The organism is Streptomyces sp. JK94 (genome assembly GCF_053613315.1).
In genome coordinates this window covers 176,353-188,510 of sequence record NZ_JBSICH010000017.1, presented here as the reverse complement: position 1 = coordinate 188,510, position 12,158 = coordinate 176,353, and the positions used below count along the sequence as shown (strand labels likewise).

Annotated in this window: 10 protein-coding genes and 3 pseudogenes; 1 reads left to right on the top strand and 12 read right to left on the bottom strand. The window is 73.1% G+C overall.

Annotation, left to right across the window (positions count from 1 at the left end; translation table 11 throughout):
- Positions 1-2: 2 nt before the first annotated feature.
- The 3 genes and pseudogenes from ACVV2G_RS17830 to ACVV2G_RS17820 form a co-directional block, all read right to left on the bottom strand.
- On the bottom strand, positions 3-1,346 hold the full coding sequence (locus ACVV2G_RS17830) for an ABC transporter substrate-binding protein (protein WP_453843727.1): 1,344 nt from the start codon (positions 1,344-1,346) through the stop codon (positions 3-5).
- Positions 1,347-1,424: 78 nt separating this feature from the next.
- Positions 1,425-2,372: pseudogene (locus ACVV2G_RS17825) on the bottom strand (carbohydrate ABC transporter permease); the annotation flags it as partial.
- A 7-nt stretch (positions 2,373-2,379) separates the two neighbouring features.
- Entirely contained in the window at positions 2,380-3,306 is a 927-nt protein-coding gene (locus ACVV2G_RS17820) for a carbohydrate ABC transporter permease (RefSeq protein WP_453843683.1), read from the bottom strand.
- Between the two features lie 324 nt (positions 3,307-3,630).
- Here ACVV2G_RS17820 and ACVV2G_RS17815 point away from each other — a divergent pair, with 324 nt between their 5' ends.
- Positions 3,631-4,623, top strand: coding sequence for a LacI family DNA-binding transcriptional regulator (locus tag ACVV2G_RS17815; protein ID WP_453843726.1), 993 nt, complete (start codon positions 3,631-3,633; stop codon positions 4,621-4,623).
- A 479-nt stretch (positions 4,624-5,102) separates the two neighbouring features.
- Here the strand turns inward: ACVV2G_RS17815 and ACVV2G_RS17810 are convergent, their stop codons facing one another.
- From ACVV2G_RS17810 to ACVV2G_RS17770, 9 genes and pseudogenes are all read right to left on the bottom strand, one after another.
- Positions 5,103-5,909 carry a ribonuclease BN gene (locus ACVV2G_RS17810; protein ID WP_453843682.1) on the bottom strand — a complete coding sequence of 269 codons (807 nt, stop codon included), beginning with the start codon at positions 5,907-5,909 and terminating at the stop codon, positions 5,103-5,105.
- A 363-nt stretch (positions 5,910-6,272) separates the two neighbouring features.
- Positions 6,273-6,674 (bottom strand): hypothetical protein, encoded by a 402-nt coding sequence (locus ACVV2G_RS17805; protein WP_453843681.1) that lies wholly within the window; start codon positions 6,672-6,674, stop codon positions 6,273-6,275.
- A gap of 142 nt (positions 6,675-6,816) precedes the next feature.
- A pseudogene (locus ACVV2G_RS17800) lies at positions 6,817-7,074 on the bottom strand (cytochrome P450); the annotation flags it as partial.
- Positions 7,067-7,288: pseudogene (locus ACVV2G_RS17795) on the bottom strand (ATP/GTP-binding protein); the annotation flags it as partial. The pseudogenes ACVV2G_RS17800 and ACVV2G_RS17795, both read right to left, overlap by 8 nt.
- Before the next feature lie 25 nt (positions 7,289-7,313).
- Positions 7,314-7,661, bottom strand: coding sequence for a DUF742 domain-containing protein (locus ACVV2G_RS17790; protein ID WP_453843680.1), 348 nt, complete (start codon positions 7,659-7,661; stop codon positions 7,314-7,316).
- On the bottom strand, positions 7,658-8,065 hold the full coding sequence (locus tag ACVV2G_RS17785; RefSeq protein WP_453843679.1) for a roadblock/LC7 domain-containing protein: 408 nt from the start codon (positions 8,063-8,065) through the stop codon (positions 7,658-7,660). Before ACVV2G_RS17785 ends, ACVV2G_RS17790 begins: the two co-directional genes overlap by 4 nt.
- Positions 8,062-9,786 carry a sensor histidine kinase gene (locus ACVV2G_RS17780; protein WP_453843678.1) on the bottom strand — a complete coding sequence of 575 codons (1,725 nt, stop codon included), beginning with the start codon at positions 9,784-9,786 and terminating at the stop codon, positions 8,062-8,064. Before ACVV2G_RS17780 ends, ACVV2G_RS17785 begins: the two co-directional genes overlap by 4 nt.
- Before the next feature lie 174 nt (positions 9,787-9,960).
- Positions 9,961-11,274: a cation:proton antiporter gene (locus ACVV2G_RS17775; protein WP_453843677.1), complete on the bottom strand. Its 1,314-nt coding sequence runs from the start codon at positions 11,272-11,274 to the stop codon at positions 9,961-9,963.
- A 75-nt stretch (positions 11,275-11,349) separates the two neighbouring features.
- Positions 11,350-12,042 (bottom strand): GAF and ANTAR domain-containing protein, encoded by a 693-nt coding sequence (locus ACVV2G_RS17770; protein ID WP_453843676.1) that lies wholly within the window; start codon positions 12,040-12,042, stop codon positions 11,350-11,352.
- Positions 12,043-12,158: the final 116 nt, after the last annotated feature.

Here is a 12,158-nt window from a genome sequence, read left to right as displayed (position 1 = left end):
CGTTACTGGTCGACGGTGAAGCCCTGCTCGGTGCCGTACTTGACGGAGGCCTCCTGCCAGGACTTCAGGCCCTCGGTCAGCGTGGTGCCGGACACGTAGGCCTTGCCGACGGTGTCGTTGAAGACCGAGTTCGCGTAGACCTGGTAGGGCAGGTACGACCAGTCGCCGGGGACGTTCGCGGCCGACTCGGCGAAGATCTCGTTGGCCTTCTGGCCGCCGAAGTAGGGGAACGCGGTGTCCTGGAACTTCGTGGACTGCAGGTCCGCGGTGGTTGCCGGGAACGCACCGTTGTCGAGCCGGGTCTGCACGCCCTGGCCGGCGTTGGCGTACTCGACGAAGGCGTACGCCAGTGCCTCGTTCTCGCCGAGCTCCGGCAGCGCGAGCGCGCTGCCGCCGTTCTCGGCGCTGGTCTCCATGCCGGCCTTCCACTGCGGCAGCGGGGCGACGCGCCAGTCACCGGCGCCGTCCTTCACCCCCGAGGCGAGGTTGGCGGGCATCCAGGCGCCGGTGGCGAGGGTCGCGATGGTGCCGTCGCCGAGGCCCCTGTACCAGTCGTCGGTCCAGTTGGTGACGGGGGCGAGCAGTTTCTCGTCGATGAGCTTCTGCCAGGTGTCGGTGAACGACGCGGCGCCCTGGTCGGAGAAGTCGACGCGCACCTTGGTGCCGTCGACCGTGTACGGGCGCGAGCCGGCCTGCCACAGCATGCTGGTGGTGAAGCCGGCGTCACCGGTGTCCGCGGTGATGTACGCCTTCGGGTCGGCCTTGCGCAGCTCGCGGGCGGCGGTCAGGTACTCGGCCCAGGTGGTGGGCACCTCGATGTCGTACCTGTCGAAGACCTTCTTGTTGTAGAACAGGGCCATCGGGCCGGAGTCCATCGGCAGGGCGTAGACGCCGTCGCCGCCCGCCCGCACACCGTTCCACGGGCCGGGGGAGTACTGGGCGGAGAGCTTCTCCGCGCCGAACGGCCTGAGGTCGGTGAGCTGCTCGGTCAGTGCGTACTGGCCCATCGCGTAGTACTCGATCTGGGCGACGTCCGGGACGCCCTTCTTCGCCGACATGGCGTTCTGCAGCGCGGTGTACTGGTCGCTGTTGGTGCCCGCGTTGACGAGGTCGACCTTGACGCCGGGGTGTTCCTTCTCGAAGTCGCTCGCCACCTGCTCGAGCGTGGGCTCCCACGCCCAGACGGTGATGGTGCCGCCCTCGTCGAGGGCCGCCCGGACGTCCGCCTCGGAGACCGCCTTCCGGCTGGACCCCCCGTCGTCGGAGTCGCCGCAGGCGGTCGCCCCCAGGGCGAGGGCGCAGACGAGGCCTATACCGCGCAGCAGGCGGCGCGAGTGCTTGGACATGGGTGTGCTTCCACTTCTTCGTGGCCGGAACCGGCACCGTTCGAGGGGTCGGGGGAGGGGAGTGGGCGGGCGGGGCTGCTCCTTGACGCTTCCGGCGGCGAGTCCGGACTGCCAGTACTTCTGGAGCAGCAGGAACGCGGCGATCAACGGCAGGATGGTGATGAGGGAACCGGTGACGACCAGGTGGAAGACGGCCTCGCCGCCGGCGGTCGCGGCCTGGGCGTTCCAGCTGTTGAGGCCCAGGGTCAGCGGATACCAGTCGGGGTCCTTGAGCATGACCAGCGGCAGGAAGTAGTTGTTCCAGGTCGCGACCATGGTGAACAGGAGGACGGTGACGATGCCGGGCGCCAGCAGCGGCAGGGCGACCCGGAAGAACGTGCGCGCCTCGCCCGCGCCGTCGATGCGGGCCGCCTCCAGCAGCTCGGCCGGGACGGCCTCGCTCGCGAAGACCCACATCAGGTACAGGCCGAACGGCGAGATCAGGGACGGGATGACCACCGCCCAGGGCGTGTTGGTGAGCCCCATCTCACTGAACATCAGGAAGGTGGGCACCGCCAGCGCCGTGCCCGGCACGGCCACCGCGCCGATGACGACGGCGAAGACGGCACGCCGCCCGGGGAAGTCGAACTTGGCGAGCGCGTAACCGCCCAGCACGGCGAGGAAGGTGGCACCGCCCGCGCCGAGCACCACGTAGAGCAGGGTGTTCAGCAGCCAGCGGGTGAAGACGCCGTCGTCGTAGGTGAACGTCTGGCCGATGTTGTCCCACAGCGCGAAGTCGCCGTCGAACCACAGGCCGAAGGAACGGGACAGTCCCTCCTGCGTCTTCGTGGCGCTGACGGCCAGCCAGACCAGCGGCACCAGGCTGTAGAGGAGCACCAGACCGGTCAGGAGGGTCAGCGGGACGCTGCGCCCGGGCGTGCCGGGGGAGGGCCGGCGCCGGGGGGCGCGCAGCCGGGGGACCGGCCCCGGGGCACCGGACGGCGCGGACGCGGAACGGTCGGAGGCGGTGACGACGGGACCGGTCATCGCTGCTTCACACTCCCTTGCGCATGCCGCGCAGCTGGACGACGTAGGCGATGACCATCGTGATCAGCCCCATGACGATGGCGACCGTCGCGGAGTAGTTGTGCTGCTGCCCGTTGAAGGACAGCGAGTAGGTGTAGTAGTTCGGCGTGTAGTCGGTGGTGAGGGCGTTGGGGGCCAGCGGCTGCAGGATGCTGGGCTCGTTGAAGAGCTGGAAGCTGCCGATGACCGAGAAGATCGTCGCGATCACCAGAGCCCCGCGGATGGCCGGGAGCTTGACGGCGGTGATCACACGGATCTGGCCGGCGCCGTCGATCTGGGCCGCCTCGTACAGCGAGTGCGGGATCACGCGCAGCGCCGCGTAGAAGATCAGCATGTTGTAGCCGGCGAACTCCCAGGTCACGATGTTGCCGATGGAGGCGAGCACCAGGTCGGGGGAGAGCGGGTCGGGCAGTGAGACGCCGAGCGCGCCGTTGATGTCGCCGACCAGACCGAAGCGGGTGCCGTACATGAAGCCCCACATCAGGGTGGCCACCACGGCGGGCACGGCGTACGGCAGGAAGATCGAGACGCGGAAGAAGTCCCGGCCGTAGAGGCGCCCGCTGTCCAGCGCCAGCGCCACCAGCAGCGCGATGCCGAGCATGATCGGCACCTGCACGGCCAGGAAGAGCGAGACCCGGCCGATCGCGGCCCAGAACCGCTCGTCCTGCAGCGCCTGCGTGTAGTTGTCCAGGCCGACGAACGTGTTCCCGCCGATGAGCTGCTCGCGGAAGAGGCTCAGGCGGACCGAGTACGCGATCGGCGCGAGGAAGACCAGGGCGAACACGGCCACGAAGGGAGCGAGGAAGCCCCACCCCGTCCAGGAGCGGCGGTCCCGCCTCGTCGGAGGCGGGGCCGGCCGCGGTTCTGCGGCGGCCGGCGGTTGCGGCGTCGTCATCTGGTTCCTCGCTCGTCCACGTCCTGGAACTGGAACACGGGCGCCGGCCGGTACTGCTGGGCGGGCCGCACCCCCCGATGTTTACGCAAACACCAACCCTCCGGGAAGAGGTGGCGGGGAGTGTTATGTTTACGTAAACATCTGGTGGCGGCATGTCTACACTGCCCTGATGACGACGGTCAAGGGTCCCCGGGGGCAGGGCCGTTACGGCGACGGAGAGGCGGCGGACGGCGCGTGGACACGGCAGCGAGGGCCACGGCGGATCCGCCGGTACCGGCCGCGGGCGCGAAACGGCGGCGCGGCGGCGCGGGCCGGACGGCCTCGATGGCGGACGTGGCCCGGCTGGCGGGCGTCTCCGCGCAGACCGTCTCCCGCGTCTCCAACGGCTATGCCGGGGTGAACGAGGACACCCGGCGGCAGGTGCTGACGGCCATGAAGGAGCTGGGCTACCGGCCCAACAGCGCGGCCCGGGCCCTCAAGCGCGGCGAGTTCCGCACCATCGGGGTCATCACCTTCTCGCTGGCCACCACGGGCAACGTGCGCACCCTGGAGGCCATCGCCACCTCCGCGGCGGGCGAGGGCTACGCGGTGACGCTGCTGCCGGTCGCCGTCCCCACCCAGGACGAGGTGCGCGGCGCCTTCTCCCGGCTGGAGGAGCTGGCCGTGGACGCGGTGATCGTCATCATGGAGGTCCACCTGCTGGACGCGGCCACCCTCGAACTGCCGCCCCACGTGCAGGTCGTGGTGGTCGACTCCGACGCCGGAGAGCACTACACGGTCGTCGACACGGACCAGGCCGGCGGCACCCGGGCCGCCGTGCGCCACCTGCTGGACCTCGGGCACGACACGGTGTGGCACCTGGGCGGCCCCGAGGGCTCCTTCGCGGCCCAGCGCCGCACGGACGCCTGGCGGCAGACGCTCGCCGAGGCCGGCCGTACCCCGCCACCCCTGGTCCGGGGCGACTGGTCGGCGGAGTCCGGCTACCGGGCCGGCCTGGAACTCGCCGCCCACGACGCGTGCACGGCCGTCTTCGCGGCCAACGACCAGATGGCCCTCGGCCTGATGCGGGCGCTGCACGAACACGGCCGACGCGTCCCCGAGGACGTCAGTGTCATCGGCTTCGACGACATCCCGGAGTCCGGCTCCTTCCTGCCGCCGCTGACCACCGTGCACCAGGACTTCGCCGAGGTGGGGCGGCTCTGCGTGCAGGCGGTGCTGCGCAAGATGCGTCAGCAGGGCCCGGACCGGGGTACGACGCTCGTGCCGACCCGGCTGGTGACCCGGGCGAGCGCGGCACCGCCACCCGCACGGGGATGACCGGGGCGCCCTGGCCGGCCGGAAACCCGCGCCGGGGCTGCTGGGCCGCTCCCCGGCCCGCACCGGCTACGACGCGCAGCAGACGGACCGGCCCGTCGACCCGCCGCGGCCGGTCGACCTCTGGCAGCCGCCGGACGGCACCGCGCCGGCCGACTGCGGCGCGTACGGCGCCTTCGACGACGAGGCCCATGCGCACAGCCCGCAGAGCCCGCACAGCCCGCAGTTCCGGCTCTCCCGCCGCCGCAGCCCCCTGACCCTGGCCGCCGTGGCCCCTTGGCCCTGGCCGCAGCGGTGACCGGCACGGCCGCCGCGGTCCTGGCCGACGACGTGCGCCGGCGCTCGTGGTGGGGCGGGGCCGGGGCGGTGCTGCGGCGGACCGCGCGGACCGGCCGGAGGGCATGGCGCTGGTCACGGGACGGTTCCCGCGCCGACCACGGCCCGCGGGCGGTACGGGGACCGCCGGCGGGGGCCGTCCCCGGTCACCCCCGGTCGAGGCGGTCGATGTTCCGGGTCCACCAGTGGTGCTCGCAGAACCAGTGGCCGACCATCGCGCCGCCGAAGACGACGAAGCCGACCCCGATCAGCCAGGACTCCACCACCAGTACGATCCCGACCGTGCCGTAGCTGATCGCGTTGTCGAGGATGAGCGGCGTGAAGACGAGGTACGAGAAGCCGCGCAGGCCGATCAGGCCCACCATGGTCGCGATCGCCCCGGGCAGCAGGTCCCGCCAGCGCACCTGGCTGCCCAGCAGGAAGTGCTGGCCCCACCAGAAGAACAGCATGCCCGTCACCGTGGACAGCGCGATCCGCAGCGACCCGTGCAGAGCGGTCCGCGTCTGCACCTCCTGGTAGAGGTAGGCGGTGAGCGCGACCACCCAGGTCAGCTGGCGCCAGACGCGGTGCCACGGGCCGGAGGGGAGTTCCCAGATGCGCTCGTACCCGTTCTGCACGCTCGCCGCGAAGGACACGCCGAACACGACGAGCGCGACACCGCCCCACACACTCGTCGTGCCGACCACCTCGGTGGGCGGACTGATGATGTCGGTCAGCACACGGGCGGACCGGCCGGACAGACCCATCCCGTCGGCCAGCCAGGCCCCGAACCCGCCGCGCCCCAGGGGGTCGAAGGCGGCCACCACGATCAGCAGCGGCGCCAGCGTGACCAGGGCGAGGGTGGCGAACCCCAGGGCCCGGTGCATCAGCTCCAGGTCCCGGCCGCGCCGGACGAGCGCGGACGCGGCCAACCGGTCCCACGCACGGTGGAACGGCTGCCAGAACCGGTTCACGGGAAGCTCCTCGGGCGGTCCTTCCGATGGCTCGCGGACGCGCCCCTGAGTGACCCGGGCGGCGGCCGGACAAACGTGCCGCCCCCCGGACGGACGCCGCGCGCCACCCGGCCGGACGCCGCAGGGACCGGACGGAGCGGGGGACCGGCTCGGGAGGACGGTCCCCCGCTCCGCCCGGGCCGAGGACCGGCTCGGGTGGGCGGTCCTCGGGAACCGGCGGCGGGCCATCCCGACCGTCCGCCCCGGTGCGCGGCCCGCCCGGCACCGGGGACCGTCCCGGCGCCGGGCGGACCGGCGCGCAGCCGTACCGATGCGCGGACCCCGCCCGTCCCGTCCCCGGCCCGACCCGGCCAGCCGCCCGCGTCAGGGGTCCGTGCGCTGCTGCTCCCGCATGCGCTCGTTGTGCCAGGCGATGGCGGCGCGTATCTGCGGCTCCTCCAGGCCGGTCCGGCAGCCGAGCTGGTCCATGGAGAGCGCCGGCGCACCCGTGGTGAGGGCCCGGGCGAGCTTCGCCGCCCACAGCTCCTCCGTCACGAAGGGCCGGTGCGCGTAGCCGTCCTTGATCACGTCGAAGTGGTCGTCGCAGCACGCGATGATGCGGCGCAGCCCGTCGAGGCATGCGTCGGCGGCGTGCGCCGCGGAGGAGTCCGGCACGTAACCGCTCACGGACTCGTTCTCGGGGAAGACCCTGGCGCACAGGTCGCACAGCTCCACGGGGACCGGCTGCGCGGTCCGACGGCTCTTCCTGCCCTTGCGCTTCCACATGGCGACTCCCGGGGTGCCACACAGCAGTGTCGACGCCGGTGTGCCGATACGGGTTCGGCGTCCGGAATGCCGGAGTTACCCGCAGGGCGGGGAGCAAACGCCCCGCGGGCGCGCACCCCGGCCCCGGCCGGGCGGAGCCCGGTTACACCGGCCTGACCGGCAGCTCGAAGAGGTCGTTCTGCGTGACCACCGGCTTGTTGCGCAGCTCCGACGCCGGCACCGCCAGGTCCAGCCGCGGGAAGCGGGCGTAGAGCGCCGGGAGTGCCACGCCGGCCTCCAGCCGGGACAGGGCCGCGCCGGGGCACACGTGCGGGCCGTGGCCGAAGGAGATGTGCCGGCTGGGCGAGGTGCGGGTGATGTCGAACTCGCCCGCCGACGGACCGTGCGCCCGTGTTGCGCGCGTCGAGGTTGATGCGGCCGAAGTCGAAGGCCACGGTCGTCGCGGTCTTCCCGCGCACCTCGCTGGCGTCGTCGACCGCCTCGCCGGCCTGCGTCATCGTCTCCTCGGTGTTGAGGGGGCGGATCTCGCTGACCGAGCGGACCATGGTCGTCTTGCCGACGCCGAACCCGCCCACGACCACGATCTTCAGACCGTTGTCGGCGGACGCACCCAGCGGGGCACGCGCCGGGGTGGGGGCGTCAGAGATTGCGGAGGCCAACGAGCACCTGCTCCAGGATGTCGGGACCGGGGACGGCCGCCCTGCGCGGGTGGCGCACACTCACGCGCCCTGCGGCGTGCAGGTCGGAGAGCAGGATCTTGGTGATGCTCACCGGCAGCCGCAGCTCGGCGGCGATCTCCACCACCGCCGTGGGGGCCTCGGTCATCCGGAGGATCGCCGCGTGCTCCGACTGCAGGCCCGGTCCCGGCTCGCACTCGGCGACGATGAGGGTGACCAGGTCGAAGGGGCTGTCGGGGCCCGACCGGCTGCGCCCCTGGGTGAGGGTGTACAGACGGTCGGGTGCGTCGTCCCTGCCGGGACGGCTCACGACGTACGGGGCTGCGCGGTGAGGTGCTCCCCGAGCTGCTCGACGAGCTCGCTCATGTTGTGTCCGACGAGCCCCGCGTCCGCGTCCTCGGAGGTGACGACGGCCAGGTGCGCGCCCTCACCCGCCTCGACGATGAACAGGACGCCGCCGTAGAACTCGGTCATGGCCGAGCGCACTCCGCCGCTGCCGTCCCCGAACTCCACGGACGCTCCGTGGGACAGCGACTGGATGCCGGCGGCGATGGCGGCGAGCTGGTCGGCCTGGTCGAGGGAGAGTTCCGGGGTCCGGCACAGCTTGAGCCCGTCACGGGAGAGGACGAGCGCGTGCCGCGCGCCCGGCGTGCGCTCCAGGAGTCCCTCGATGAGCCAGGTCAGCTTCTCGTCGGCGGTGGTCGAGCCGGTCATGAAGTGGTGTCGCCTTCCGGGTGCGCGTGCGGGTGGGCAGGGTGGCCGGGGGCCGTCCCGGCCGGTGCGGGTGCGGCGGGCTCCGCCTGCGGGGCGGTGTCCCGCGAACCGGTGGGGCCGGTGGGCCGTACCGACTGGCGGAAGCTGCTGAAGCGGGCCGCGCGCACCTTCGCGTCGTCGGCGGGCGGAGCGGGACGGGGCTCGGCGGACCGGGCGGTCGTCCGGGCGCGCTCCGCCGCGGCGAGGGTGCGGCCGCGGCGGCGTTTGGGCAGCTCCGTGGCCGGCTCGCCGGAGCCGTCCGGCGCGGCCGGCTCGCGGTCCGCCGACGCGTGGACGGGCAGCGGTTCGAGGCCCGCGGCGGCGGGCACGTCACGGCTGCCGGGGGCGGTGGGCACGACGTGGGCCGATGCGGTGGAGCGCGGCGGATCCGCCGGGGCCGGGAGCGCCGTGTCCGGGGCAGGCGTCTCGGCGCTCGTCGGGACCGGGGCCGCCGGGGCGGCGGCCTCCGGACGCGAGGCCGCCGGCGCCGGGGCCGGGCGGCCGGGGGCGGCGGTGGGGCCGCTCAGGATGTCCTGGGGGATGAGCATCAGCACGCCCGTGCCGCCGCGAGCGGATGGCCGGAAGGACACCTTCAGCCCGTACTTGGCCGACAGCCGGCCCACCACGGCCAGGCCCAGCCGGGTGCCGGTCAGACCACCGATCCCGGCGGACTCGCCGGAGACCGCCTGCTGGGCGCGGCGCAGCTGCACCTCGCCCATCACCAGGCCGCTGTCCTCCACGGACACGATGACACCGGCCGGCACCTCCTCCAGGTACACGTGGACCTCGGCCGTCGGCGGAGAGAAGTTCGCGGCGTTGTCGAGCAGTTCGGCCAGTGCGTGCATGACGCCCTCGGCCGCGTGCCCGGCGACCGCGCTGTCGCCGGCCGAGTGGACGCGCACCCGCTGGTAGCCGGCGATTCGTCCCATCGCCCCGCGCAGGATCGACTCCATGCCGATGGGCCGTGCCCAGCGGCGCCCGGAGCGGGCGCCCGTGAGGACGGCCACGGAGTCGGCGAACCGGCCCGCCTGTGCGGTGCGGTGGTCGAGGTGCAGCAGGCCGGTGAGGACGTCCTCGTCGGCGTGCCGCTCCTCCATGGCCCGCAGGTCGGCGAGCATGCCCGTGGCCAGTGCCTGCATCCGGCCGGCCGCGTTGGCGGTCGCGGAGACGGCGGCGGCGCGCTCACCGGTCGCCCGCTCCAGCCGCGCCCGCAGCAGGCCGGTCTCCTCCCTGAGCCGGGCGGCCTCCTGGGCCCGTTGCCCGGCCAGACGTGTCCGCTCCTGTTCGGCATCGTCCGCGAGCCGTTCCCGCTCCCGGTCGTGCTCGGCCACGAGACGCGCACGTTCGAGGTCCGCCTCCGCCCGCAGGCGCTCCTGCTCCCGTTCCGCCCGCTCGGCGAGCCGGGCCCGGTCCTGCGTGAGGCCGTTCACCTCCGCGCGAGCGGCGTCCAGCAGGCGGCGGGTGGCCCGTTCCCCGCGGACGGCGTGCACGGCCACGGTCACCGCCACGCAGAGCAGGATCGCCGCGGCGCTCGCGCCCAGGCCGAGGGGCACCCGCACCGAGGGCGGTGCCGCGGCGACCGCCCCGCCGACGACGAGTGCCGAGACCACCGCGCAGGGCAGGCCCACGGCCACGAGGGTGCGGGGAGCGAGTCGGTCGCCGGGGCCGGCGGGCGCGGTCATCAATCGGGTCCTCGCCAGGCCGCCGGAGCGGCCCTCGTGTCGTCCTTCGGGCGCATGCGGGCAGGCAGCGATCACACGGCTCGCAACTGGCGGACACTATACGAGAGTCGGCGATCCCAATGAGAAGAGTCTTGCTCAATTACCGCGCGCTTCACGTCATTTGGAGCGGTGCGGTCACAGACGCTCACCGGCCACGTCGGCGTCGTCCGGCGTCTGCCCGGAGTGCCTGCGGCTGCGCGCCCTGTGCAGCCGCAGCCGGTCGAGGCGGACGATCGCGGGGGAGGCGGTCACCCCGTGCAGGACGACGGACGCGAGGACGGTGAAGGCCACCACGGCCCACAGCTCCCCGGCGGGCACGTGGAAGCCCTCCTTCCCGAGGGCGTGTGCCAGGTAGAACAGCGAGCCGATGCCGCGGATGCCGAAGAAGGCGGTGACCAGCCGTTCCCGCGGCCCCGCGGCCGTCCCCCACTGCGCGACCCACCCGGTCACCGGCCGGGCCACGAGCAGTACGAGCAGGCCGACGGCCGCGCCCTGCCAGGTCAGGTCGGCCAGCGCACCCTGCGCGACACAGACGCCCAGCAGGAGGAGGAGTCCGGAGGTCAGCAGCCGTTCGACCTGCTCGACGAAGTCGTGGAGCACGGCGTGGTAACCGTGGTCGCGTTCGGCGGCGCGGATGCTGCACGCGGTGACGAAGACGGCCAGGAAGCCGTAGCCGTGGGCGAGCTCGGTGACGCCGTAGGACAGGAAGGTGGCACCCAGGGCGACGAAGCCCTCCCGGTGTTCGGACAGTCGGACCGCCCGCAGGGAGGCGCGGAAGAAGAGCCAGCCGAGCACCTTGCCGACGGCCAGACCGGCCAGCACACCGACCACGCACGCGTAGACCATGTCGACCAGCAGCCAGTGCCCGATCCAGCCGCCGGACAGGCCCGTGCCCGCCGCCGCGGTCAGCGCGATCGCCGCCATGACGACCGGGAAGGCGAGGCCGTCGTTCAGACCCGCCTCACTGGTGAGCGCGAATCGCACCTCGTCCTCGTCGTGCTCCGCGTCGGTGGGCGAGCCGACCCGCACCTCGGAGGCGAGCACCGGATCGGTGGGTGCCAGTACGGCGGCGAGCAGCAGTGCGGCGGCGGGCGGCCAGTCCAGGAGCCACCAGGCCAGCAGCCCCGTGGCCGCGATGGTCAGGGGCATGGTGATGCCGAGCAGCCGCCAGGGTGCCCGCCAGCTGCGCAGGCCGAGGGGGCGGTTCAGCGCGAGGCCGGCACCCATCAGGGAGATGATCACGCAGATCTCCGTGAGGTGCTCCACCCACACCCGGTCGCGCACCAGGTCGATCTCGGGCACCGGCGTGGGGAGCAGTTGCAGGGCGACGCCGCAGGCCAGGAAGACGAGCGGCATGGACAGCGGTCGCCCGGCCACCAGCCGGGGGAGCACGGCCGCCGCGAGCGCGCCGGCCCCGAGTACGGTGAAGAGGAAGTCGGCCAAGGTCACCGCTGACGTGTGCCCGCCGTGGTGGGTTCGTACGCCATCCGGTTCGCCTTCCCGTTCGGGCCGCGCGCCGGAGCCTCAGGGCAGACCGCCCTGCTCGCAGACCCGGCGGGCGACGTCGCGGAGCTTCACGTTGTGGTCCTGCGAGTACCGGCGCAGCGCGGCGAAGGCCTGGTCCTCGGTCAGGTGCCGGCTGCCCATGATGATGCCCATGGCCTCGCCGATCGTGTGCCGCGTGCTGATCGCATCCTGCAGCTGGGCGTGCGTACGGGCACTGGAGAAGGCGACCGCCGCGTGCGAGGCGAGCAGCCAGCCCGCCGTCTCGCTGGCGTCGGTGAAGGCTCCGGGTTCGTGGGAGTAGAGGTTCAGTGCGCCGAGGTTCTCCTCCTCGGTGAACAGCAGGATGCCCATCATGCTGCCCAGGCCCAGCCTGCGGGCCTCGGGCACGTACTTGGGCCACCGCCGTCGCTCGTGGGTGAAGTCGGCGATCCGGAACTGGCGCGTCCCCCCGGACGTGCGCGCGGCGTCGAAGCACGGCCCTTCGCCGAGGCGCCCCTGCAGCTCGTCGCTGTCGACGACCACCTGGTCGGTCGGGGCGAGCGACTGCACTTCGTGGCCGCGCAGGATGAGGATGCCGGCGGCGTCACAGCCCTCCACCAGCTCCGTGGCCGCGCCGGTGATCCGCTTCAGTGTGTCGTTCACCGATTCCTGGGCCAGCAGATCGCGCGCCAGCGACGCCATCTGCCGGGCGAACCCGCGCCAGTCCTCCATGCCGCCACCTCCTCGTTCCAGAAGGGTGCCCCGGGAGGCCGGGCGCAACAATACCGGCGGGCCCGCCCCGTCCTGCTTTCCGGGGACATCCATCTGGGCGGCGGACCCGCGGACCG